We start from the raw sequence: 24,957 nt of genomic DNA on the forward strand, positions 1-24,957 counted from the left end.
CCTAATCTGGGGCTTTGGGGGGATAGGGGCAGCGCTCAAGGGCTTGCGTCAACTCGTGCACCCGAATGGGCTTGCTGAGGTAATCGTTCATGCCAGCGGCTAAACATTCTCGTCGATCTTCCTCCATGGCGTTGGCGGTCATGGCAACAATCCACGGGCGATCGATCGGATGCTGGCGACGAATCTGGCGAGTGGCTTCTAGGCCGTCTAGCTCAGGCATCCGCATATCCATCAGCACCACGTCGTAGGGTTGCTCTGACACGGCTCGTACGGCATCGCGACCGTTGACCACTAGATCAGCCCGGTAGCCAATTCGCTCTAACATCCGCAGCGCCACTTTTTGATTGACTTTGTTGTCTTCAGCTAGCAAAATTTTGAGCGATCGCGTCGCGCTTGAAGCGTCAGGTATCTTCGCCTGATCTACCTTGTCATGAGCGCTCAAGGTGGGGGCAAGGCCAGTTTGCAAAGCTTCTAGCAAAGGGGTTTGGCGAATGGGTTTGCGCAGAAGCAGGATGCCATCCGGTAAGCTTTTGGATGGCGTTTGAAAAGCCGACAGCATCAAAATGACGGGTAAGCCTGGTTGCTGAGCGGCATGACGTAACGAATCAGCGATCGCCATGCCTGTTTTTAGCGTTAGCGCATTGACGATGGCTATTTGTGGCAGCGAGTGGGGCTGCATATCGGCTAAAGCCGTTTCTATCGAGCCAAATATTTGAGATTGAAAACCCCAGGCTTCGAGCTGCTGCTGTAAAAATTGCTGTCTTGCTTCGTAAGCTTCGATCACCAGTGCTTGCTGATGGAACCGTCTATCTGAGGTTGGCAGCGATGGTTGGCGCAGCGGAGCGACTACTGGCAGCTTAAAGGCAAAGGTACTGCCTTTGCCCACGCGACTTTTGACCCACAAAATCCCTCCCATTTTTTCAACCAAATGTTTACTAATCGCCAAGCCTAACCCTGTACCGCCATATTGCCGCGCGGTTGACTGGTTTATCTGGCTAAACGGCTTAAATAAGCTGGCTAAGCGATCTTCGGGAATGCCAATACCCGTATCAGTGACGGCAAGGGTTAAAGTGTAGGCGGTAAATCCTTGACTGACCTGGGCTGTTTTGGGGGGGATGGGGCGCAACTGGCGCGATCGCGATCGCGGTTGATGCGACTCTAGCGTTAGCTGGGCTTTAAGCGTAACGCCCCCAATTTCGGTAAATTTGATGGCATTGCTCAAAAGATTCAGCAAAATTTGGCGAATGCGTAGTTCGTCGCCCAAAATAATTTCGGGTACCCCTGACTCAATCAAATAGGCCAACTCAATGCCTTTCTCGTTGGCTTTACTGCCGACTAACTCTAGACTTTGCTCCATACAGCCACGCAGGCTAATGGGACGTTCTTCTAGCTCTAGCTTGCCTGCCTCAATTTTGGAAAGATCTAAGGTGTCGTTAATCAGCGCCAGTAAGGTTTGGCCGCTGTGATAAATCGTTTCTGAGAGATCCTTTTGTTCAGGTGAGAGCGAAGTTTCTAGCAGCAGTTCTGTCATGCCAATAACGGCGTTCATTGGGGTGCGGATTTCGTGGCTCATGGTGCTGAGAAACTCGCTGCGGGCTTGCAAGATAGCATTGGTTCTCAACCGATCCAGCGCAATCACGCTACTGCTTACTAAGGTCAAAAAGACTAAAGGCGCTACAGCCGGTAGCCAGTAGTTTAACCCCATTCCCACAAAGGCCAGAATGAGAATAACCAGACTGCCCCCTAGCCAAATGATTAGCTGCGTGGCTAAGGCGCGATCGCTGAGGATCCAGCTGAGCCAAGGGCCAAAAACAACTAAAAGCAGCCCTACCCAAAGCGAACTAGGCTGCCGCAACCAGCTTTCATTGAGCAAATTATGCACAACAGCCGCATGGAGATGAACGCCACTAGCTGGAGAAAGCTGATCAAAAGGGGTCAGCAGCGGGTCTACGCCAGTGGCGGTCATACCGATCAGCACAATCTTGTCTTGAAAGGTAGACAGCGGCACTTCCCCAGCAATAACATCTACCAGAGAATAGCTGGGCAGTGTGGCGACTGGCCCCGGCCAGTTGACCCAAATCATCGGCTGATCCGGAATTGTAACCAGTTCGGCTACTAAACTGTAAACCTGGGCGATCGCCACCCCCAAAGCGGGCACATCCTGATAGACCAGTTCAACCCGACGAGTAATGCCATCGGCATCAATCAACTGACGAATATGGCCAGTCAACACAGCCGACTCCGCCAGAATAGCGGTAGGCGGCAAGGGTATTTCTTGCGGACTCCAGGCTTGGGCTAAAACGACCTGCCCGTTCTGCAAAATCGTCTCTGCCAGTCTGGTGTCTTCTGAGCTGGGATCAGTCAACAAAATATCTAACGCTACCACGCTGGCTTCCGCCAGTTTGAGCTGCCGCAAAAGCTGCGTATAGTTAGCGCGAGAAATTGGAAACCGACCCAGCTCGTTTAAGGTTTGGTCGTCTACGGTTACCAGAACAATCCGATCATCCCAAGGAGTTGCCCCTCTCGATAGTGTCAGCGTTTTCAGCAGCAGCAACTCTATCGGGTCAAAAATTTTAAGCTGCATCAAGCAGGCAACTACCAGGGCAATGATGGCTCCGGGCATGAGTCGCCCCAACTCAGGCAAAGGCAATCCGAGTTTACGGAACCACCAACTCATAAGCTTGCTGTTGTCCTAAAGGCGTTGTTACCAAAGCCTGGATCCGCCGATCGGCAGGCAAAGGCAAACGAAGGTTGAACTCGCCACTGCGATCGAGTGTTTGAACGGCATCTTCTATAAGTAACAAGTTTAGTGGATCGACTCGACCAATGATTTCAACGGTTGTATCGTCAACTGCTCTTAAGATACTTAAATTGAGGCTGGGGTCGTTGGTTAATGGCATGGGTGGGGTAGGGGGTTCGCCAGGAACAATCATGGACTGAAACCCAGCGGGCACGTTGACGCTTTGTCCTTGCGCTGACGTCTCGACGTTGCCTTCTTCGGTGGCCACCCCAGTTCGTCCCCCCGGTTGTACAGAAACGCCAAAAATGGTGCCCCGTACACCGCTGACGCCTGCGGGCGTGCGAATGTTTAATTCGGTATCTGGAACTGTAAAAGGTCGAGCTTGTAATCTGGCTTGCCCCCGGTTAACCGTAATTTCTGTCACGCGGCCACCGTTGCGGGTGGTTCGCAACTCGGTAATTTGCAAGTCGGTATTTTCAGAAACCTGCACAAAGCCAATTTGCGTGTCGAGGGCTAGGGTCGCTCTGGCTCTTGCGCCTGTTCTGAGGCCATCTCCCACCGCTTGTAAGCGAAAGCCCGTTCGCGCTGGCTGGGTACGGCTACCGCGTACATAGACGACGCTGCCGCTGGTCTGGCGGAGTTCTAACCAACGGTTGACCCGCACGGGTAAAGTCTGAGCAATAATGCTGGTAGAAGCCGAGCAGGTGATACCGACCGCTGCCGCTATCAGTAAAGGCTGTGTCCATCTTCGCAACTATCGTTATCTCCTGATTGAAGTTAGCTTACCGAATATAAATTACCCGTGCCCGAATACCTTCATCGCGTAACAAAGACGACAAATTTTCAGCCAAAAAACGTTGCTCAAAAATTCCGGCTTGAATATAGGGGCCTAAACGCGATCGCGTGATGAAAGCTCCTGGCACACAAGCCTGCACTTGCGCTAGCACAGCAACATTGTCAGTTGGCACAATAACGAGGTAGTGCCGCTCAGGCAAACGCCCGACGACAATGACTTCACCTTGACGAGAGGCATTTGTTCCCTCCAGCGGAGCAGACCCAATGGCTGCTCGACAGTCGGCAACGTCTGCTGATGCGCTCAGCCCACTGCCAGCTAGACCCAATAGAGCCATTATGATAGCGGATTGATACTTCGTCACTTTTTTACCTAAATGGTTCACGTCATCCTTTTTTTAACCTGAGTGGCGATCGCTGCCATCAGCTTTCTAGGAAAATGTAATATCCTCTACGTTTTGTTTGATATTGCTGTAGACACCCGTGTTGAGACGCTTAAATAGCTGAAAGCCGCTGACAGAAACGCTTTGCTTCTGCCCTTAGCCTTCAACCTTTTGCTTTTAGCTATATGTTTTTCTTGCCGAGCAGTCACGCCGAGCAAAAAAAAGCCCTGCCACCAAGACAGGGCATTGTAGCAATAAACCAGCCAGCTAGCCTATTTGACTAAGTAAGGATGGTTGAGGCGATCGAGCTGTTGAACCAGCAAACTGAGGAATAGCCCTACGTCGGTGACTACGCCTACAGACTCAACTGAACCGCGATCGCTTAGCTTGGTCACAACCGCTGGGTTGATATCGACGCAGACCATCTTGACGCCAGCAGGGGTCATGTTGCCTACCCCAATGGAGTGCAGCATGGTCGAGAGCATCAAAATCATGTCAGCCCCCTGTACCAAGCGGGCGTAATCTGCCTGAGCTTGAATTAAGTCCATTTGGGTATCGGGGAGCGGCCCATCGTCACGAATCGAACCCGCTAGAGAAAAAGGCACGTTGTGCTGCACACATTCATAGAAAATGCCCTGGGTCAAAACCCCCTGCTCAACCGCTTGGGCAATGCTGCCACAGTTACGAATTGTATTGATTGCCTTGATGTGATGGCGGTGACCGCCCCTGACAGAAACGCCTCGGTTCATATCGACCCCTAAAGAAGTCCCCATCAGCGCTTGCTCAATATCATGCACTGCGATCGCGTTGCCACCTAATAGGGCTTGAACATAGCCCGCTCGAATTAGCTGTGAGAGATGTTCTCCCCCGCCCGTGTGAATCACCACTGGCCCAGCAACGACCACCACACGTCCGCCTTGATCCCGTAGTTTACGCAGTTCCCAACTGACTTGTTCAACTACCAGTTCAACTCGCCGTTCGCTCGAAACCCCAGCCCCCATAAAGGAAAATTCTGCCGAGCCTCGCGTTTCTCTGGCATCTGCCTTACGCACTGTGCGAATACCCTCTATGTTGACGACCACCTGATCCCCAACTTGTAAGTCTCGCAACAGACGGCATTCTGCTGTCAGCCCTGTGGCGGTTTGCGCCACCACGACCACGCCATCCATACGCTGGTTTTGGACGCGCTGCCACTGCCCTTGCACCCGGACTTCAGTGGGATAAATGGTTGTGCTGTAGAAATCAAGCGGTGCTACACCCGCTCGAGTGACGGCTTCTAGCTGTGCGTCGCGCACTTCTTGAGGCAGAGCCACAGCCCCCAAATCAATCAGCTGCGACATGATCTTTTCCATGACGCCGTGGTCAGGGGCAGAGACTTTGACCTCGGCTGCGGATGGACTTTGCCGCTGTTCACCCAGGTCAAACTTGAGCACCTGGAAGCTGCCGCCGCCTTCGACAATCAAATCTAAAGCCCGGTTGATCAAACCCGAATCGAGCAAATGCCCTTCTAACCGTAACGTTTTGCTTTCAATGGCAGCTTCAGCGTGAATGTCAGCCTGAACGGGTTCGGTAACGCGCAAGGTCAAACACTTAGACGCTCCACCAGCCTTGAGAAATTCGCTTAGCCGCGTTTCAATAACCTGAAAACCTGCTTGCGCTAACCGCTGCTTTAGATCTTGGCTGGCCTGGTTTAAAACCACAAGGCGATCGATATTGACCGCATTACAGGCAAAGTTGACGGCATCTAATTCGTCAATTGCAATTCGCTTTGCCGCCGGAACGCGCATCTCAATCAAGCGATTAGAGTAGGCATCAAAGGCGGGCGGATAGTAAAGCAAATAGCCGTCTGTCAGCGGACAAAAGCACGTATCTAAATGATAAAAACGCTCGTCCATTAGACGCAGCGAAAGCACTTCAATATCAAGCCATTTAGCTAAATAAGGGTGTGCATCTAGCTCGGTGCGAAATCCATAACCCGCCCATAACATCCGACCTTCGCGATCGAGCAGGGCATCTCCGGCCCCTTCAAACGGCAGATCCTTAGGCAATTCATGCACGGTGAAACCTTGCTCTTCAAACCACGCCTTGAAGTAAGGTTCTTCTCCCTGTCGCTCTGGATGAAAGAATCGACTTAAAACGACCGTGTTGCCTAATACTAAACCGGCATTGGCAGTAAAGACCATGTCTGGCCAGCCCGGTTGGGGTTTGACCAGATCGACCGTGGCGTGTTCAGCAATGATCTGGTACAGACCTTGCCACTGCTCTGCTGCGGTATCTTTGGAAGACTTGTGAACATTGCCCTCCATCCAGGGGTTAATAACGTAATCTACGTCATAGTGATGGGGAGCGCACATGAGAAAGCGAATCGGAGCAGTCATAATAGTCGTCGGCAGTTAACGCTGACACGAGATAGGACAAAAATTCTCTACACCAGCGAGAGCAACACTCAACGCTGTTTTAAAAACTCAAAAGTGTGCTGAGGTTAGAAAACTCAACACACTATTCTAGTCTTTTCTCACAGCTTTCTCTCGTTGCCTCAGCTAAATAAGATTGAAGCGAAATCTAACGTTAGCAGGCCAGTGAATGCTGAAGCGTAAGGCTAGTTTTTGCCATTAACCTGATAGCAAGCGCTACAGGCATCGGCTATTAAAATCAGCGAGGTAACTCAGTAAAAAGATGAGCCCGAGTTAAATGATTACCTGTCAAAACGGCATGACTTAACCCTTGACGGCTGAGTCGATTTGCCACGCTGGGATCAAAAGCTGGGTCAGTCTCCGAAGCGGCTGGAGGCTGCGATCGCTGATAATGAGCAGCCGACATCACCTGAGCCTGAGGCCGAGACGTCATCATTTGCAAAGATGACTGCGTAACGGCAGTGGCTTCTAAGGGTTGTGAGTGCCAACTGGTGAACAAAAGCGTTAGCGTTAGCACAATACCCAGTAAGAGTCTGAAGCCAACGACTTTGAAAACGACATTTGCCCAAGCTGAAAGTTGAGCGAATCGTTCGTCAGGTTCCTCGATTGGAGATAGCATCATAATCCTCCTCGATCACTATCAATCACTTCATTCCGTCGTAGACCTGTCAATCCAGCAACTACATCAAATCAAAATGATTTGCGTGGTTAAAGGATTTCACTATGAAGGCGGACGGTTGCAAAAGTTCATAGAGATCACCTTACCAGATTGAGAGGTATTACGTTTTACGCTTAATTGTTAAATTTATTTGGGGTTTCTGCCTCCCTCAAAAGTGATTGATCAGGCTGAAACCCTTTAGGTGAAAGCAAACCCGTCGCGATCGGCCCGATTTTCGAGCGGTTAAAAACCTGGGTATTGAGTATAAATACTCAGTATAAATTTCAAAAAAAATGCTTGAGTGCTGAATGTTGGGGACGAGGCTATGCCCATGAAGAAAACCTCTGGCAAAAAAGTAGCACAAGCAGCAACAAATTCGGTTTCTAGCGCGGGCTTTCCGGTGCAAATTATTTATCGTGCGCCCAAGGTACCCAGTCAGCACAGCCCCAAAGAAGATGCTCTTTGGTTTGCTAGTTATCCTATTATTCCCAGAGTTGGAGATTGCCTGTTTCGAGACGGCGTCTATTACCGCGTAGAGCAAGTTTATCTTTACGAAAATACGACCCCTAGCTGGTGCGCCGATCTTGAAGTTGTTTACTATGGTCGCCAGCGAACCTAACTCAAACTTTGCTCCGCCCCAAGGGTTTAAACCACCAGCGGACAGATTGGCAACTGGCGATCGCCGCTTCAATAATGGGCATGCGTATTTTTCTATTGGCACCCTTGCTATGGGCACTGACATTCAAAATCTGGGATATCTAGCGCTTCCATCGGCTGGATCTGGAGCAGGCATCATTGTGATTCAGGAGTGGTGGGGGTTGGTGCCTCACATTTGCGACCTCGCTGATCGCTTTGCTGCCGCAGGCTATGTAGCGCTGGCTCCCGACCTTTATCACGGCCAAAAAACAACATCTCCTGACCAAGCCGAACAGCTCATGATGGCTCTCAATATCGAACAGACGGCTCAAGATTTGAGGCAATCGATTGAGTATTTGCTGAATCATGAGGCGGTGACACATCCGCGTTTGGCGGTGGTGGGCTTTTGTATGGGGGGGCAATTGGCGTTGCTGGCCGCCACCCTTAGCCCAGAAATTGTGGCAACTATTGATTTTTACGGCATTCACCCCGACGTCAAGCCTGACTTTTCCCAACTCTCTGGGCCAGTGCTGGGCTTTTTCGGGCAGCAAGACCAGTTTGTCGCTAGCGATGCCGTAGAGGCGCTCACAGCAGACATTCAGGCGGCTCAAGGCACGATCGAAACCCACATCTACCCAGAGGCCGGACACGCCTTTTTCAACGATGCTCGCCCAGAAGCCTATAGCGCTGAAGCCGCAGCCGATGCGTGGCAGCGATCGCTGGCCTTTTTGCAAGCCCATTTAGCCTGAGGCTTTAAGCCGCTGAGAGAGGCCGTAGCGTTTGCCGGGTGGGATCTTCGCCTAGCCAGTGAGCCAAAAATCGGCTTAACCAGCTTTGAACTGTGGGGCTGTGGTGAGTGTGAAGTTCAAAGTGCTGCTGTCGGCTTTGGGCACCCGGTAGTTGTAGCTGGTCGGCTGCTTTGGTCGTCCAGAGGTCGATCATTTCTGCCGTAATTTCGGGGTGAAACTGCAACCCAAAGGCAAAGTCACCGTAGCAGAAAGCTTGGTTGGCAAAGTTTTCTCCTTCAGCCAGTAAGGTCGCACCCAGAGGAATTTCAAACCCTTCTTGATGCCAGTGATAGACATGCATGGGGGTTTGGAAATATTCTTTGCCAGCGGCTGTAGGGGTAATGGGATAGTAGCCAATTTCGCGAATGGCTTGGGGATGACTGCGAACTTGGGCACCCAAAACACGGGTTAAGAGCTGTGCGCCTAAACAAATCCCCAAAAAGGGCTTCTCTGCCGCGAGGACTTGCTCAATCCAATCGAGTTCTTGCCGAATAAACGGCAGCGTATGGTCGTCGTTGGCGCTCATGGGGCCACCAAAAACGACCACCGCAGCATGTTCTTCCAGGCTTTGCGGTAGTTCATCCCCTAAAGCCGGACAGCGCATATCTAAGGCATAGCCTTTTGTTTTGAGAAAATGTCCTACCAGGCCAGGGTTGGAGGTTTCCTGGTGAACAACGAGTAAGACTTGATTCACAGGCTGATTTTGCAATGGCTCTAGCGAATAACGCTTTCTTACTCTAACAACTGCTTCCCAACCCTGGCCGATACGTCTGATACGGTTCACCGAAAAACGGCTATGACTCGTCAGCGATCGCTAGCTTTTTAAATGAGTCGTGAATGCGTAGCACCGCTGCTTCGATTTCGATCGCTGCAGCTTCGTCCGCTTCGCCGGGGCTGGCATAGTGGCTGACAATCATGACTGTTTGGCGATCGCCGTAGCCCACGTAGGTTTTAATCGCATGGGAGAAGTCTCCTGTGAGACCTCCCAGCCAAATACGAATTCCTGATTGTTGATCGACTGTTACCACTCGATAGCGATTAACCTGAGCTTGTTCTTGCTGCAAGGTATCCAGTTCGCGCCCAACCACGACGGCTGGATTTTCGTCAATTAACCAGATCTCGGTTTTGATGGGAGCGCTGACCTCTGTTAGCGGCGCAATAGGGTCATAGTTCATCAGCCGTATTGACTGCTGGCTAGGACGCTCAATTCGCCAGCCACTTGGGTAATCAATGGCCAGACCGTCTTCGGCATAGGTGTTGTAAGTTTCGCTTAGCTGCGCCAGCCCAGATGAAATTGTCTCAGCCGCTGCCCCGGTTCTGGCGTGGGCTGTAGGGGCTGTTGTCAGCAAAACTCCCAGCAAAAGATTGAAGATGAAAAGAGGGTGCGCCATAAGGTTTTGTGCCGATAAACAACGTCAACTAGCGTAAAGCAGCTTGGCCTGCTGCAAGGAACTGTGTAACCAAGCGCGATCGCAAAAAGCCCGTAGGGATGAACTCTACATCCCCATTTACAATCTGGATCAGAAGAACCTCACTATCAAAGACACCTTTGAACCTATGCCGCCAGCAGATCTGATCGACAGCATTTTAGAGAAAGATCGACGGCGGTAGACTTATGGGTGAGATTAAAGCCCTGCTGCTCAAACCGCCCTAATTAGCCGCCATGATTCAAGCTGCTGAACGCACTTACACCGTTGAAGAATATCTAGAGTTGGAAGTCAACTCGGAGGATCGCCATGAATTTTGGGATGGAGACATCAGGCTCATGACGGGGGGCACGCCCGACCCTAACGATATTGCCGGAAATCTGCTGGTGCTTTTAAAGTCAGCCCTGCGTGGTAAACCCTTTCGGACGTTTGTGGCCGATCAACGCCTGTGGATTCCGGCTCGCAATATTTACACTTATCCGGATGTGATGGTGGTGCCTAAACCCATCCAGTTGCAAACGGGGCGCATGGATACGGTGACGAACCCCTGCTTTATTGCCGAGGTTCTGTCTACCTCTACCAAGGACTATGACCGGGGAGACAAGTTTCTAGCCTATCGTACGATTCCTACGTTTCAGGAATACCTGCTGATCGATCAGTACGCTATCCATGTTGAGCACTACGTTAAAACCTCGCCCAATCAGTGGTTATTGTCAGAGTATCGTTCACCTGACGTAGCGCTTTCTTTTAACAGCTTTGATTGCCCGGTTGATATCAGTGATCTCTATGAAGATATTGACTTGAATGCTTAGCCATAAAAGTAGGCTATCGAAAATCTCAGTAGTCCTAAAGCGGTCAGGATATGTTGTAGAGGAATGACACGCTGGACAAGGTGTTAATGGCGCGGCCATAAACCCTGCTAAATATCAACCTAATCCTGGCTTTACCGAGTTTTGCCCATTGCTGCATTGTCTCTTTGCTGGAAACTCGACTCCGTATGCTTACCCATTAGGGACTACCTACAGGTCTAGGCGGATGAAGCAGTAAGGAATTTGAAGGATGTTAATCAGCCGTATGCAGGGTGAGATAATAGAACTGCTTAGCTGCGATCGCCTTGTGCCTTAATTTTTTAACGGCTGATGTTGTTTAGCCCTAATCGTCATGACTGACTGGCAAACCTGGCGTCCAATTTACATTTCTTTAGGCTTAGCGCTCAGCCTCAACCTCAGCGGCTTTCTGCCGCTGCTGCCTGTTGCTGCTGAGCGTTTTGAACCGCCAAATTTGGGTCGTCCTGGGCGGCGGGTGGGCGGCGGGACGCGAGGGGGCTGTGCGTTTGGCAATCCTGCACGGCTGACGGCGCTGCTCCCGGATAGTAATTTGGGGCTGACCACTCAGCCTTACCCGACTTTTTACTGGTTTGTGCCTCAAAATTCAGCACAGCTAGTTGAATTTAGCCTTTACCGGGCTGAGACTACAGCCGCAGAGCGACAGCTCGTGTATCGCAGCACGTTTGTGCCCGATAGGGCTGCTGGAATTGCTAGCCTGAAATTGCCTGAATCGGTGGGTTTGCCTCCTCTGGCGCTGGAGCAAGACTATCAATGGTCGGTGGCGCTTGTTTGCAATGCTGAGGCTCGTCAGCAAGATTTGCGGGTAGACGGTTGGATTCAGCGAATTGATCCCACCGCTGATTTAGCAGCTCAGCTAGCTCGTGAACCTGTCGCTGCCCATGCCGCTCTCTACGCCGCCAACGGCCTATGGTTTGATGCGATCGCTCAACTCATTAGCCTCCGCCAAGGGTATCCCCAGTCGGCTACTGTACAAGCGCGTTGGGCAGAGCTTTTGACGTCGGTAGGGTTAGCGGAAATGGCTGAGCAGCCGATTTTCGCTGAGCCAGGGCAGAGCCAAGAGACAGAGAATTGACAAAATTGACTTCCCTGCTCTCAAGAGTTATGAAGTTTGTTAAAGTTGCCTTGAGGCGATCGCTGCTAGATAGCTCTGGTCGATCGCGCTAAATTCGCCCGTCTGGGATAACTGGCTTGGGTCAAGACTGGGCGACGCGGCAAAGGGATGGATGGACGGAAGCTGTTTAGAGTAAGCGCCTATGTTACGCCTAGAACACGTTAGTAAAATCTATCCGACTGGAGAAGTGCTCAAAGATGTTAACTGGGAAGTTAAATCGGGCGATCGCATTGGTTTAGTCGGCGTTAACGGCGCGGGTAAATCGACTCAGCTACGAATCATCACTGGCGAAGTTGAACCCACTTCTGGCGCTGTGGTGCGTCCCAACGGTCTGCACATTGCTTACCTGACCCAAGAGTTTGAGGTTGATCCCAGCCGCACGGTTCGAGAAGAATTTTGGACGGTGTTTGAAGCTGCTAACGGTGTACAGCAGGCGCTAACCCAGATGCCCCACCGCATGGAGCAGGCTGATCCCGACGAGCTAGAAAAGCTCATTACCCAAATGGATCGCCTGCAGCGCCAGTTTGAAGCTTTAGACGGTTACGGCTTAGAAGCGCGCATTGAGAAGATTTTGCCAGAGATGGGGTTTGCCCCAGAAGACGGCGATCGCTTGGTTAGTGCTTTTAGCGGCGGCTGGCAGATGCGCATGAGCTTGGGTAAAATTTTGCTGCAAGCGCCTGACCTGCTGCTGCTAGACGAGCCGACCAACCATTTAGATTTAGAAACCATCGAGTGGCTAGAAACTTACCTCAAAAGCCTGAACACGCCGATGGTAATCGTCTCTCACGACCGTGAGTTTCTCGATCGCCTCTGCACCCAAATCGTAGAAACAGAACGGGGGGTTTCTACGACTTACCTGGGCAACTACAGCGCCTATCTCACCCAAAAGGCTGAAAACCAGGCTGCTCAGCTCAGTACCTATGAGCGCCAGCAAAAAGAACTGGAAAAGCAGCAAGCCTTCGTCGATCGCTTTCGCGCCAGCGCCACCCGCAGCACCCAGGCCAAAAGTCGCGAAAAACAACTGAGCAAAATAGAACTGGTTGAAGCGCCAGATGCCGATCTCAGGGGATTGCGGTTCAAATTTCCGCCTGCGCCTCGCAGTGGCCGAGAGGTGGTTGAAATCAAAGATTTGAGCCACATGTATGACGAAAAAATTCTCTTTCTAGGGGCGGAATTGCTGATTGAGCGCGGCGATCGCATTGCTTTTGTGGGGCCTAATGGTTCGGGCAAATCCACGCTGCTACGGATGATCACCGGATCCGAACAGCCTGTCGAAGGCAGCGTCAGCTTGGGTAAACACAACGTCATCCCCAGCTACTTTGAGCAAAACCAGGCAGAAGCGCTTGATCTAGAAAAAACCGTCATGAGCACCCTTCATGATGAAGTGCCCGACTGGAAAGACGTTGAAGTGCGATCGCTCTTAGGCCAATTTCTCTTTAGCGGCGAGGTTGTTTTCAAGCCTGTCAAAGCGCTCAGCGGTGGCGAAAAAGCGCGGCTTGCACTGGCGCGAATGCTGCTTCGACCAGCTAATTTGCTGATTCTAGATGAGCCGACCAACCACCTCGATATTCCAGCCAAAGAGATGTTAGAGGAAGCGTTGCAGCATTACGACGGCACGGTGCTGATTGTCTCGCACGATCGCTATTTCATCTCTCAGGTCGCCACCAAAATCGTTGAGCTGCGAGAAGGAGAACTCCGTCTCTATCGCGGCGACTATCACTACTATCAAGCAAAGCTCACAGAAGAAAAAGAGCAGGCACGGCTAAGCGCGATCGCCGCCGAAAAAGCAGCGAAAGCAGCTGAAAAACGCCAAAAACAACGGCAAAAGGAACAGTCTCGCAAAGCCGCCCGCAAAGCAACTTGAGCAGCGTCGTTTTAACGTCAGGCGATCGCTAACGATGGGGATCACGACAGCGCTAGGCTTCTGCAACTATTTAAAGGGTTATTTAAACTGAGGCTGATTCTTGTGGACTCTTCACTGCAGACGGCAACTAAACATTAACCTCTACTGCAGAAAAGCTTAAGTTTTTCATAGGTTCGTAGATGAACTCACCGGCTACTTTGTTGGGTTTGAGTAGCAATCAGCCAGCGGCAAGGCAGCGATATAATGGGTCTTCAGAGAATCTATATCCCTCTGCTGAACAGGTGACAAAATCTCATTTGCATGTTAACTTCAATTAAAATTTCGCCAATTCACTACACAATATATCGACTTGTAAGGCTGACCCTATAAGGCGCAGGGACATTCTTTAACCAAAAATTAAATTGATTTTTAAGACCCCATCCCTACTTAACAAAAATTTATAAATCGCTTTATCTCATGTTTGGAAGCTGATTTTTCCTTGGTGGTATAAAACGGTTTTGCATAGCACACACTATCAGAAGGTGGATGGTATTATGGCTGAGTCAACTGTCTACATTGCTAAAGGATCTTCGATATGACACAAGCGCCTGTTTCGCCGATGGTGCTCGTCATCTTAGACGGTTGGGGGTATCGGGAGGATACAACTGGCAATGCTGTTACAGCAGCCAATACCCCGGTTATGGACAGTCTTTGGTCGGCTTATCCCCACACCTTGATTCGCACCTCTGGAAAGGATGTGGGTCTGCCTGACGGGCAAATGGGTAACTCAGAAGTAGGCCACCTCAACATTGGGGCAGGTCGTGTTGTGCCACAGGAATTAGTTAGAATTTCCGACGCGGTTGAAGAAGGAACTCTGCAAGAAAATGCAGCTTTGCTAGCGGTTTGTCAGGCGGTTCGCTATCGTAACAGCAAATTGCACCTGATAGGGCTGTGTTCGGAGGGGGGCGTACACTCCCATCTCAACCACCTGCTGGGTTTGTTAGACATGGCCAAAGCCCAAGATTTAAGCCAGGTCTGTATTCACGCTGTTACTGACGGTCGCGATACCAAGCCGACTGACGGTGTCATGGCGTTGCAAAGGCTGCAAGACTACACGCAGACAATTGGTTTAGGCCAAATCGTTACCCTCAGCGGTCGCTATTATGCGATGGATCGCGATCGCCGCTGGGATCGGGTTGAGAAAGTGTACCGCGTGATGACTGAAGACGGCTCCGGCACCGGACAAACGGCTGTCGCAGCTTTGAAAGCTTCCTATGAAGCGGGGGCGACCGATGAATTTGTGCAGCCTGTGCGGCTAGCCCCTGGCGCGGTTGAAGCGGGTGACGGTGTCATTTTCTTTAACTTTCGACCTGATCGGGCACGGCAACTGACTCAGGCGTTTGTTGTTCCTGAGTTTAATGGCTTTGAGCGATCGCGAATTGAGCCGCTAGAGTTTGTCACCATGACCCAGTACGACCAAACGCTATCGGTTAAGGTGGCGTTTGAACCGCAAAACCTAAGCAATATTTTGGGTGAGGTGATTGCTAGCCGCGGCCTCAAGCAGTTTCGTACGGCTGAAACCGAAAAATATGCTCACGTTACCTACTTTTTCAACGGCGGTTTAGAAGACCCCTTCGTCGGTGAAGATCGCGAACTAGTCCCTAGTCCCCAAGTGGCGACTTACGACAAACAGCCCGAAATGTCAGCCCAGGCAGTTACCGATGTCGCGATCGCCGCAGTAGAAAAACGGGTCTACTCGCTGATTGTGATCAACTATGCCAATCCTGACATGGTAGGGCATACGGGCAATTTAGACGCCACCGTCGATGCCTTAGAAACGGTCGATCGGCAGCTAGGGCGCTTACTCGATAGCATCATTAAAGCCGGAGGCACCACTATCATCATCGCTGACCACGGCAACTCCGAGTACATGTGTGATGAAGACGGCAAACCCTGGACAGCCCATACCACTAACCCTGTACCTTTTATTCTGGTCGAGGGTGAAGGCTTAAAGATTCCTGGCTATGGCACCGACGTACAGCTTAGACCGGATGGGCGTTTGGCCGATATTGCCCCCACCATCCTAGACATTCTCAAGCTGCCTCAGCCACCAGAAATGACTGGACGCTCAATGTTGCTTTCAGATAGCGTCGAATTTAAGCCTAACCGCACGCCGATACGCGTACCCCTACAGCGCTAACCAACGCTGTCCATCTTTGGCGAACTATCTGGGTTACGATAGAAATTTGGCTGTCCGCAGGCGATCGCTTGGGGTAGCTACGATGGCGGTAAACCGCTAAAGACGATTGGATTTTAGGCGACTCACTTATGCAAATTACCTCGCTCTTGCAAATTGTTTGGGCTGTCTCAGCGCTGGGTTTGATTGTTTTAGTTTTGCTACACAGCCCCAAGGGAGACGGTTTGGGAGCCTTAGGGGGACAGGCGCAGCTTTTTACCAGCACCAAAAGCGCTGAAACCACGCTCAACCGGGTTACCTGGACGCTGACGGTACTCTTTATGGGGCTGACGGTGATTCTGAGTGCGGGCTGGCTAGAGCCGCCGGTGAGCTAACGCAAGTGACGCAGATCAGAGGGCTGCATACCGTCTGAGTAGCCCAAAATCGGCTTTAACTCCGGCGGGCGATAGGTCAACTGTTTGCTGGTGTGTTTTTTTAGCGCTACCAGCGATTCAGCTAAGCGTACAGCCGCCGCTACGGCATCAATGACGGGTACCTGTAGCTCGGCTTCTAAAGCTGTATCTAAGCCACTCATCCCCGCACAACCCAGACAAATGGCTTCGGCTCCATCTTCGGCGATCGCTTGCTGGCTAGCGGTGATCAAGGCGGCTAAGGTCGCGTCTCGACACTGCTCTGTCTCAAGCACGGCTAGGGGGGTCGTGCGTACCGAAGCACACCGCTGGCTCAGCCCTGTTTTGGCGATGGTTTTTTCAACCATGTCGCGGACTCGGTGGAGCGTCGTAACCACGCTCCATTTAGCGGCTAGCATGTTCGCCACATAAAGGCTAGCTTCAGCAATGCCCACTACGGGGCGTTGGGTGATTTCGCGGGCGGCTTCAATTCCCGGATCACCCCAGCAAGCCAAAACAAAAGCGTCTGCTGTTTGGTCAAGCACAATTTGCTCTAAAATGCCGGGAATCGCCAGATACTCGTCGTAATAGCTTTCAATCGAGGCAGGCCCCGTTTGCGGTTGGGTGGTGACCAGCTTGGTTTGGGGTGAACAAATGGCTTGGGCGACCGCGTCAATACCCCGCGTCATTGCCGCTGAGGTGTTGCCATTGATGACGGTAATGTGTATAGAGCGATCGCTAGCCACTGGCTTTATCCTTCTGGTAAAGCTGAACTGGCTCGCAGCATCGCGAGCAGTCCCGGAATATCTTCTTTCAGCAAAATGCTGATTTCTCCTGAGTCTACTTTGCCACTGCGATCGCTTGTCACTTCAATCCAGTAAGCATAGCGATCGCCCTCTCTCAATTCTCCTTGAATCAGCAAATTTGGGTTGTTGCTGATTGGCGAGTCGGCGGTTGGGTAAACATAAATCGGCTGCGATCGCTGGTAGTCTGAAAAAACGTCGGTACCATAGATCACCCGCAAAGATTCTTCTAAGCGATTGAAGCTTACGCCGTTGATCATGTCAAAGAGGGCAATGCGCTCAGTGCGAATTTGGCGAGGCTGGATGCTAGAGCGCAAGTTGCCGGGTGGAAAAATAGAAGCCTGAAACGTAAAGCGCTGCGCCGGAGTGTCTACTCGATTAACTAACAGACGCTCCCCTGGCCCCGGTCTTAAAGTCGGATTGGCCTGAATCCAGGCGGCTACCTCTGTCACCGTTTGTCCCGGCAAGGCCCAACTCGGCAGAGCCGTCACCAAGCCCAATCCTAAAGATAGCCAAAGGCTGTGTGCCCAAGTTTTCATGATGGTAACTCCTCAAACCCGACAGAACAGGTGAAATGACGCTAAATCAGGAGGGCTAGGGCTATGCTGACGCTGACGGCCTGCCCTAAACAGCGGCCAATCGCGACCATACACCCTGATACACCAATAAAGCGATCGCCGATGTACTGGCGCAGTCCGCCGCTGCCATGCCGCTTTATTAATGACACGTTATGGCCGAATTGTCATGCCTTTTAAGCAAAGTTATAGGGGCTTGGTAATGCCAAACCCCCTACCCGAAAATTTCAAACTTTGCTCACGAGCCAGTACGGAAAAACAAACCCCTGGCGTTAATATTCGGGAACAGAAGAATCCACTTCCCGGCTCCAGGCGGTGATGCCCCCTGTGACGTTAGTGCCTTCAATGCCTGCCTGCTTCAGAATGCCCAAAGCCTTGGCGGAGCGGCCACCCATCTTGCAGTGGGCAATGAGATGATGGCCGTTGAGCATTGATTTGATCTTTTCAACGCCGCTGCCATTTTCAATATCGGGTAACGGCACCAGCACCGATCCCGGAATTTTGGCAATTTCGTATTCGTTGGGGTTGCGAACGTCGATCAGCAAATAGTCATTTTCCTGACTATCTAGCAGTTCCTTGAGTTCACGAACTGACATCTCTGACAGTTCCGCTTGCTGCTTAGCGGCCTCAGCCTGAGCCTGGGGAATGCCGCAGAATTGTTCGTAATCTACCAGCTTTTCAATGACGGGTCGTTCAGGATTAGGCCGCAACTTTAGCTGGCGGAAGGTCATATCCAAGGCGTTGTAAAGCAGCAGACGGCCACTGAGGGTTTCTCCGGCACCCAAAATAATTTTGACAGTTTCGGTTGCCTGAATGGTGCCGATAATTCCGCAAAGCACCCCTAGCACACCCCCTTCAGCGCAGGAGGGTACCAGCCCCGGCGGTGGCGGTTCCGGATAGAGGTCACGGTAATTTGGCCCCCCTTCATAATTAAAGACGGTAGCTTGCCCTTCGAAGCGGAAGATTGAACCATAGACATTGGGCTTATCTAGCAAAACGCAAGCATCGTTGACTAGATAGCGGGTAGGAAAGTTATCGGTGCCATCGACGACAACGTCGTAGTCGCGCATAATATCCAGCGCATTTTCTGCACTCAGGCGCGTTTCGTAGAGGTCAACCTGACAGCTCGGATTAATCTCTAAAATTCGATTTTTGGCCGACTCAATTTTGGGTTTGCCCACCCAAGAAGTGCCGTGAATAATTTGGCGCTGTAGGTTGGAGTGATCGACCACATCAAAATCGACAATACCAATGCGGCCAATACCTGCCGCTGCTAAATAGAGCAATAGCGGCGACCCTAAACCACCCGTGCCGATACACAACACACTGGCAGCTTTGAGCTTCTTTTGCCCATCTAGACCGACTTCGGGCAGGATGATGTGACGCGAATAACGCTCGTAATCGTCTTTGGTCAGTTGGATTTCATCCAGATTGGGATTGAGCATAACAGTTCGTGGAGAGGGTAAGCAGTAAAAACGGTCAGGATGACAGCAAAATCAAATTGCCGCAGCCAGGTTATGACATCAAGGAAGAAACGGGCGTAGCTGTAGACGTTGCAATGGCTTCTGCATGGAACTGATGCTGGTCGTCTAAACACCAGCTTTGCAGATCTTGCGATCGCCCTTGGCAAACTGAAACAATGACGTAAGCATAATCAGCCCAGGCTAGCTGGCGATCGCACTCGGATGGGATGGCTGGGTGGTCAGGATGGGAGTGGTAAACCCCAATAATATTGAGCTGACGATCGCGAGCTTGCCGTTGCACGGTGAGTAAATCGCGCGGATCAATCCAGTAACGGCGACGACGGTCGGGTTCAGGCGGCTGTTCCCCTGAGCCATCTGACCTGTCTGCAATTGCTGCAACCTGCGGATTCCAGTTATTTTCCAGCGCAATCACGTCAGCCACTTGTCGCTGAGTCACCTCACCGAACTGTATTTGACCCAGCAATAGCCCACAACACTCTTCTGGGTAGGTGCGCTCTGCGTGTTCGCGGATATGGCTAATCTGGTCAGGCGACAGGGTTAAAGTCACAGGGAAAGAGGCCGACGATCAAAACAATTCAGACTCCCTATTGTAATTCACAGGCTTATTCTATTGAAGTCATTCGTCAGATTGGCAGCAAAGCTGATCGGCAATTTGGTCTAAGGCAACGGCACGCGAGGCTTTGAGTAAAAGGCGATCGCCCTTTTCTAGAAAGCCCTGTAGCCGCTCTAGCAAGTCTGCGTGAGTGTTAAATTTTTCGCTAGGTACCGGAGCGGCTCCGGCGGCTAGGGCATCTGCTTCGACAGGATCCGCCAGAATAAACAAATGGTCGAGTTGTAGCTGCTTGACGACCTGGCCAATTTGATGATGAAATTCAGGCGATCGCGCCCCCAGTTCTTTCATTGTGCCGAGGACAGCAATGTGGCGTTTGCCCGGTGTTTCAGCCAGCAAATGCAGCGCTGCCGTCATCGACTCTACCCCGGCATTGTAGGTTTCATCTAGCAGCCAGATATCTGCCGCGATCGCCCGTCGCCGCGCGCGACCGCTGGGTAACGTTACGGTAATGCCTTTAGCTAGAGAACGCCAGTCTAGCCCAAGAGCCTGCATAACAGCGATCGCCGCTAAATAGTTAAGGGCGTTATGCTGCCCCGGTAGCGGCAGCGGTAGCCTTACCCCCTCGACCATTAAGGTCGTGGCATCAATTAAGTGCCCCTGCACCGTTCCCCCAGTCAAACCATAGGTTATCTGGCGACCTTGCCAGACGGTGGCTGCGGTTTTGATCAGCCGTTCGTTGTCATCGTTGAGGATGGCTACGCTAGTGGCGGGTAATTCGGCGAGCAGTTCGCACTTAGCCTGGGCGATCGCCTGCTCCGACCCTAAACGGCCAATATGGGCAGTGCCCACATTGGTAATCACGGCTATATCGGGTTGAGCCAAACGGCTGAGGAGGGCAATTTCTCCGGCTGCCCGCATGCCCATTTCAATCACGCCAAACTGGTGGCTAGGTTCAAGCGATAGCAGGGTTTTAGGGACGCCAATCTCGTTGTTGTAATTGGCCTGAGTTTTAAGCACAGATCCTTGGGTCGCTAAAGCAGCGGCAATCAGCTCTTTGGTCGTGGTTTTGCCGACTGATCCCGTAATGGCGATAATTTTAGCGTTTGCCCGTTCGCGCCACCAGCGACCGAGCTGCTGATAAGCCACCAGCGTATCGGCTACTCTCAACAGCGGATACGACGTCTCGCTGATGGCTGCGGTTTCATTGACGACCGCCGCAACTGCCCCAGCCGCGATCGCGGCTGCCACAAACTGATGACCGTCAAACCGTTCGCCCACCAAAGCCACAAACAACGATCCCGGCACTAACTCGCGGGTATCGGTCACGATTGCGGTAAGAAATGTGTCTGGCTTGGCGATCGCGCGGTTCCAGCGGGCATTAATTGCAGCGGCGACGTCTACCAGGCTTATCTGACCACCCATGATTTCATCAGCTTCTAACACCACTGTTTTCATTAAATCAGCAGTGGTGGCGCTTCAGCAGAAATACGGTTTAACAGATAAAACCGGAACCAAAAGGGCAATTTTCAATTCAATCAATTGAGCTATCTCAACCGGAGTTCACCCGTCATTCACACTTCAGGATTAATCTCTAGAGCAAGCCTATTTGTCTCAGCGAAAGACTTTTCTTGGTTACATCATTTATTCGTATAAACTCTGAAATCTTTACTGAATCTTCAATGACAAATCCCTTACCAAGCCAGCAATCAGAACTTGTACAGACTAAGGTAAGTAGAAGGAACGGCCAAAATTTAGTATAAAAACTGACGCTTTAAGCTGTCTACACAGCGTTTAATTGGGATAGGCAGCAGCGGCAGGGTATGGCATGATGGGTCGAGTGTTTCTCTCCTGCTATTAGGCTTTCTAAATTGTTTCTGGGAATATAGGTTTTTATTAACGATCAGTGAGCAATTCAACCAGTTATAGCAACAGATTTACCAGCCCAGAGGAACAGCGGCTATACGATCACTTGCTCCACCAAGTTGAGTTAGAAGCCCCTGATAAGCTGGTTGAGCGCTTTCGGCTGCTCTTTATTGAAGGCGTTGGCTATCCCGATCGCGATGTTTTGCTCACCCTGGACAATATTGTTTGCTCTAAGCGCGTTGACGACTATTTTCGCTACATTCTCAATCGCTGTTGCCACATTCTGATCAACCGCTGGCAAACCAGTCGCCATATGCAAACGGCGATTCCGCAGCTAGTCGATCTCTTCGAGACGGGCCCTAGTAAGCAAATCTCAGAGCTTTCGCGAGCGCGGGCGGCTCGCTGCTTGCGAGAGCTAGTAGGCCAGTTTAAAGAAACAGAACAGTTTGTCACGTTAAAGCGCCTTTCGCGGGTCGTCAGCGAAAGACCTGAGTTTCACCCTCAGGCGGGTTCGCGTCCGTTAGGAACCTTAATCAAGCGCTATCCCTATCTTTACGGCCATTGCCTGGTTAGCGAAGACAGCACCTGTGAGCATCAGCGTACGGTTCGTAATTTGCAATTTCAGGCTCAGCAGCGTTTTGAAGTTGACTTGTCTCAATACGTCACTTACCGGGTGCGCCGTTCGCGGCTGCGCCGCCAGGGTGAAGCAGAAACGGCTCATCGTCTTTTGCGGCCTGTTACCAATCCGACCTTGCTCAGCGATCGCGATTTGGTTGCCTCTCTCCGGCAATTTACTGGGCGGGTGGAAGCCAACGGTAGCTACCGTGATGTTGCCCAGCGCTTTAAAACTCAAAACTGTCAGACTAGCCAGACATTTGGGGCGTTCAAAGACGATTTGTATGACTACGTCACCGCTGGTATTGATCCTGAGTACGGTCAGCGGCAGTTTAACAACCTGCTACACAAGCACCTGAGCCAAATTTATCCAGAAAATGACGCTCAGCCACTCAACGATTTTTTGCTGGTGCGAACCTGTAGCCAGTTGTTTAACTTTTTGGTGGTGGATGCCTCTACCCATCCCCAACACTTTGTTTTTGTAGATTTGATTAGCAATTTGGGCGCAATGCTGACTACAGGAATTTTGCTGAAAGTATTGCTAATTTGCAGCAAAGTCAAACCCTATCTAGAGCGGCGCTTGTCTATTTTGTTTAACCACTATGAGTCGGCAACGCGAGACACGGTTTCCTGGCTGGTTCAAGTGCTAGAAAATTTGAACCTGGCGCTGAGTCTTAATTTTGGCTCTGTAGATTTATCTCACGTTCTTTAAGCGAGAGCTAAAGGCCGCAAGCAGAATTAAAGATTTTCTGTTAGCGGCTTTTCTTCAGGCTGCTCTCGGCCTTTTTGGCTGTTGAGAAAGGAGTGCTAGAGCGCTCTGTAGACGGTTGCAAAGCTGTAAGCTAACGGCTTGAAGTTTTTCCGGCTAAATTAATTCGATCGCTCACCTGCCGTACGGTTTGAGCCAGATTCAAGTCTCGTTTGATCAGGCGATTGATTTTGTCACAGCTATACATAACGGTGGTGTGGTCTTTGCCGCCAAACTCTTCGCCGATTTTGGGCAGGCTCAAGTCGGTGTGCTGACGCATAAGATACATCCCTACCTGCCGCGCTAGGCTAATTTCACGCCGCCGGGAATTGCCTTTGAGATCGTCCATTGAAACGGAAAAGGCTTCTGCTACCGCAACAATCACGGATGTAGGCGAAGCTTCAACCTTCTCAGAAGGGGGATTGAGGACGGGGGCTAAGTTTTCTACCGTCATAGACAGCCCTGAGATGGACGTGTAGGCGATCGCTCGAATCAGCGCCCCCTCTAGCTCTCGAATATTGGAAGTGTAGTTAGAGGCGATAAACTCTACTACATCTCGCGGTAGCCGCACATTTTCGTACTCGGCTTTTTTCTGCAAGATTGCCATCCGAGTTTCTAGGTCGGGTGGCTGAATATCGGCAATTAGCCCCATCGAAAAGCGCGAGCAAAGTCGCTCTTGCAGCCGGGGAATTTGGCTAGGCGGTCGATCCGAAGCCAGCACAATTTGCTTGCCTGATTCGTGCAGGGTATTGAAGGTGTGGAAAAACTCTTCCTGCGTGTATTCCTTCCCCTCAATGAACTGAATGTCGTCTACCAGCAAAATATCGGCGGCGCGGTAAAGTTCGCGAAAGCGCTGCATGCTGTCTCGTCGAATCGCTGCAATCAGGTCGTTAGTGAACTGCTCAGTCGAAACATAGGAAACACGAGCATTGGTGTCAATTTCTAAGCGATAGTGGCCGATGGCCTGCATCAAATGGGTTTTTCCTAGCCCAACCCCGCCGCACAAAAACAAAGGGTTAAACTCCCGTCCGGGTGACTCGGCTACCGCCAGTGCCGCCGCGTGAGCCATGCGGTTGTTAGCCCCGACCACAAAGCGAGAAAAAACAGCTTTAGAGTTGAGTTCTGGCGATCGCGATCGCGCAGTTGCGATCGCTTCGGGTGCTTCGGCGGGGGCGGCTAGCGTCCGTTCAGAAGCGATCCCAGAAGGGGCGACCGCTGGTGGTGGCGGTGCGGTAACGGCTTCCGTCGCGGCTACTGTCACCTGAATTTCTACGGGATGGCCAACAATATCACAGACTACGTCAGCAATTGTACTGACGTAGTGCTTTTGCAGCCAGTTGCGGGCAAAAGGATTGGGGGTGGAGATGACCAAGTTATCTTGACCAAATTCCTGAATGCAGGCAGGTTTGATCCAAGTTTCGAAGGTAGGGCGACTTAGCTGCTGCTGCAGCCGATCTAAGACCTGGCTCCACAGTCCCTCAAATCCCTTTTCCACGGCCAAACCTCCTCGATAAAAAATCGTCAGCGCCTTAGGAAGCCAGTCAGACAACCACCCGCATACGCCTCAAAATTGAATGTAAGCTATCGGATTTAGCAGCAATTACCCTACCGACACGCTGGGCAACCTCAAAAACTGTTTAGCTGGTATGGATCACGTCAAGTCAGCAGCCGTTGTTGATGTCGGGATTTACTAGCGTACTAGATATAAGGCTAAAGCAACCGTTCAAATTCTACATATAGCGCTTTAAATAATATTGCCTGAACTTGGTTTTGATAGGAGGGGGGTGAAGTTGCTCTACAGTCTCTATCAGTGGTGGCGACAATCTAGCCGTCACCTGCTGTTAGATCCGATCGCCGCGATCGCTGATGGATAGCGGCAGCCGCCAGCGTTCAGCCCCTTCAATAGCTGAACGTCGCTCGACAGAAAAGCTTTGCTTCTGCCTGCTACCCTCAGCCTTTTGCTTTTAGCGACAGGCTGCCGTCAAGCTGGAACTTGATTGAAGATCTGCTAGTCTGAGGAGTCAATTCTTGTCTTTAGAATAAAGGCAAATCCTTAAACTATTGAAACCTGCGGGTTTAAAATCGCCCTG

General features: G+C 51.3%; 22 protein-coding genes. 8 read left to right on the forward strand and 14 right to left on the reverse strand.

All coding sequences use genetic code 11. The annotated features are described in order from the left end of the window. Position 1 precedes the first annotated feature (1 nt). From ACTS3T_RS07545 to ACTS3T_RS07565, 5 genes are all read right to left on the reverse strand, one after another. Positions 2-2,677, reverse strand: a complete 2,676-nt coding sequence (locus ACTS3T_RS07545; RefSeq protein ID WP_377967456.1) for a CHASE2 domain-containing protein — start codon at positions 2,675-2,677, stop codon at positions 2-4. Next, a complete protein-coding gene (locus tag ACTS3T_RS07550; protein ID WP_377967458.1) occupies positions 2,658-3,494 on the reverse strand; it encodes a FecR family protein in 837 nt (278 codons plus the stop codon). The genes ACTS3T_RS07545 and ACTS3T_RS07550 overlap by 20 nt, the downstream gene beginning before the upstream one ends. A 28-nt stretch (positions 3,495-3,522) precedes the next feature. Further along, positions 3,523-3,897 (reverse strand): hypothetical protein, encoded by a 375-nt coding sequence (locus tag ACTS3T_RS07555; RefSeq protein ID WP_377967460.1) that lies wholly within the window; start codon positions 3,895-3,897, stop codon positions 3,523-3,525. A gap of 290 nt (positions 3,898-4,187) precedes the next feature. Next, positions 4,188-6,293 (reverse strand): bifunctional arginine dihydrolase/ornithine cyclodeaminase, encoded by a 2,106-nt coding sequence (gene argZ, locus ACTS3T_RS07560; protein WP_377967462.1) that lies wholly within the window; start codon positions 6,291-6,293, stop codon positions 4,188-4,190. Between the two features lie 274 nt (positions 6,294-6,567). Continuing rightward, complete coding sequence (locus ACTS3T_RS07565; protein ID WP_377967464.1) at positions 6,568-6,951, reverse strand: hypothetical protein; 384 nt, start codon at positions 6,949-6,951, stop codon at positions 6,568-6,570. 367 nt (positions 6,952-7,318) lie between these two features. On the opposite strand from ACTS3T_RS07565, the gene ACTS3T_RS07570 reads away from it, so the two are divergent. Beyond that, the gene (locus tag ACTS3T_RS07570; protein ID WP_377967466.1) at positions 7,319-7,606 is read left to right on the forward strand and encodes a hypothetical protein; all 288 of its coding nucleotides are present in this window, start codon (positions 7,319-7,321) and stop codon (positions 7,604-7,606) included. Further along, a complete protein-coding gene (locus ACTS3T_RS07575) occupies positions 7,587-8,372 on the forward strand; it encodes a dienelactone hydrolase family protein (RefSeq protein ID WP_377967468.1) in 786 nt (261 codons plus the stop codon). The genes ACTS3T_RS07570 and ACTS3T_RS07575 overlap by 20 nt, the downstream gene beginning before the upstream one ends. Before the next feature lie 4 nt (positions 8,373-8,376). On the opposite strand, the gene ACTS3T_RS07580 is transcribed toward ACTS3T_RS07575, so the two are convergent. Both ACTS3T_RS07580 and ACTS3T_RS07585 read right to left on the reverse strand, forming a co-directional pair. Further along, positions 8,377-9,195 carry a glutamine amidotransferase-related protein gene (locus tag ACTS3T_RS07580; RefSeq protein ID WP_462934897.1) on the reverse strand — a complete coding sequence of 273 codons (819 nt, stop codon included), beginning with the start codon at positions 9,193-9,195 and terminating at the stop codon, positions 8,377-8,379. Between the two features lie 10 nt (positions 9,196-9,205). Further along, positions 9,206-9,802: a hypothetical protein gene (locus tag ACTS3T_RS07585; RefSeq protein ID WP_377967471.1), complete on the reverse strand. Its 597-nt coding sequence runs from the start codon at positions 9,800-9,802 to the stop codon at positions 9,206-9,208. A 272-nt stretch (positions 9,803-10,074) separates the two neighbouring features. Between ACTS3T_RS07585 and ACTS3T_RS07590 the strand changes: the two genes are divergently transcribed. The 5 genes from ACTS3T_RS07590 to secG all read left to right on the forward strand — a co-directional run bounded on the left by ACTS3T_RS07590 (position 10,075) and on the right by secG (position 16,211). Further along, positions 10,075-10,650 carry a Uma2 family endonuclease gene (locus ACTS3T_RS07590; RefSeq protein ID WP_377967473.1) on the forward strand — a complete coding sequence of 192 codons (576 nt, stop codon included), beginning with the start codon at positions 10,075-10,077 and terminating at the stop codon, positions 10,648-10,650. A 349-nt stretch (positions 10,651-10,999) separates the two neighbouring features. After that, positions 11,000-11,758, forward strand: coding sequence for a DUF928 domain-containing protein (locus ACTS3T_RS07595; RefSeq protein WP_377967475.1), 759 nt, complete (start codon positions 11,000-11,002; stop codon positions 11,756-11,758). Between the two features lie 181 nt (positions 11,759-11,939). Beyond that, positions 11,940-13,661: an ABC-F family ATP-binding cassette domain-containing protein gene (locus ACTS3T_RS07600; RefSeq protein ID WP_377967477.1), complete on the forward strand. Its 1,722-nt coding sequence runs from the start codon at positions 11,940-11,942 to the stop codon at positions 13,659-13,661. A gap of 574 nt (positions 13,662-14,235) precedes the next feature. Next, positions 14,236-15,840, forward strand: coding sequence for a 2,3-bisphosphoglycerate-independent phosphoglycerate mutase (gene gpmI / locus ACTS3T_RS07605; RefSeq protein WP_377967479.1), 1,605 nt, complete (start codon positions 14,236-14,238; stop codon positions 15,838-15,840). Positions 15,841-15,968: 128 nt separating this feature from the next. Then, positions 15,969-16,211, forward strand: coding sequence for a preprotein translocase subunit SecG (gene secG, locus ACTS3T_RS07610; RefSeq protein WP_377967481.1), 243 nt, complete (start codon positions 15,969-15,971; stop codon positions 16,209-16,211). Here secG and ACTS3T_RS07615 read toward each other — a convergent pair. From ACTS3T_RS07615 to ACTS3T_RS07640, 6 genes are all read right to left on the reverse strand, one after another. Next, the gene (locus ACTS3T_RS07615) at positions 16,208-16,972 is read right to left on the reverse strand and encodes an aspartate/glutamate racemase family protein (RefSeq protein WP_377967483.1); all 765 of its coding nucleotides are present in this window, start codon (positions 16,970-16,972) and stop codon (positions 16,208-16,210) included. The two genes, secG and ACTS3T_RS07615, sit on opposite strands and share 4 nt — an antisense overlap. Positions 16,973-16,977: 5 nt before the next feature. After that, positions 16,978-17,568, reverse strand: coding sequence for a hypothetical protein (locus ACTS3T_RS07620; protein ID WP_462934898.1), 591 nt, complete (start codon positions 17,566-17,568; stop codon positions 16,978-16,980). Positions 17,569-17,609: 41 nt separating this feature from the next. Then, complete coding sequence (locus ACTS3T_RS07625; protein WP_377967487.1) at positions 17,610-17,756, reverse strand: hypothetical protein; 147 nt, start codon at positions 17,754-17,756, stop codon at positions 17,610-17,612. Between the two features lie 120 nt (positions 17,757-17,876). Next, positions 17,877-19,049 carry a molybdopterin-synthase adenylyltransferase MoeB gene (moeB, locus tag ACTS3T_RS07630; protein ID WP_377967489.1) on the reverse strand — a complete coding sequence of 391 codons (1,173 nt, stop codon included), beginning with the start codon at positions 19,047-19,049 and terminating at the stop codon, positions 17,877-17,879. Between the two features lie 70 nt (positions 19,050-19,119). Continuing rightward, positions 19,120-19,635 carry a M67 family metallopeptidase gene (locus tag ACTS3T_RS07635; protein WP_377967491.1) on the reverse strand — a complete coding sequence of 172 codons (516 nt, stop codon included), beginning with the start codon at positions 19,633-19,635 and terminating at the stop codon, positions 19,120-19,122. 69 nt (positions 19,636-19,704) lie between these two features. Continuing rightward, complete coding sequence (locus ACTS3T_RS07640) at positions 19,705-21,096, reverse strand: UDP-N-acetylmuramoyl-tripeptide--D-alanyl-D-alanine ligase (protein WP_377967493.1); 1,392 nt, start codon at positions 21,094-21,096, stop codon at positions 19,705-19,707. A gap of 448 nt (positions 21,097-21,544) precedes the next feature. Here ACTS3T_RS07640 and ACTS3T_RS07645 point away from each other — a divergent pair, with 448 nt between their 5' ends. Continuing rightward, complete coding sequence (locus ACTS3T_RS07645; RefSeq protein WP_377967495.1) at positions 21,545-22,831, forward strand: hypothetical protein; 1,287 nt, start codon at positions 21,545-21,547, stop codon at positions 22,829-22,831. Positions 22,832-22,961: 130 nt separating this feature from the next. Here the strand turns inward: ACTS3T_RS07645 and dnaA are convergent, their stop codons facing one another. After that, a complete protein-coding gene (gene dnaA / locus ACTS3T_RS07650; protein WP_377967497.1) occupies positions 22,962-24,362 on the reverse strand; it encodes a chromosomal replication initiator protein DnaA in 1,401 nt (466 codons plus the stop codon). Between the last annotated feature and the right edge of the window lie 595 nt (positions 24,363-24,957).

Origin of the sequence: Almyronema sp., assembly GCF_052168255.1 — a bacterium.
Classification (GTDB): domain Bacteria; phylum Cyanobacteriota; class Cyanobacteriia; order Phormidesmidales; family Phormidesmidaceae; genus Sphaerothrix; species Sphaerothrix epifaneia.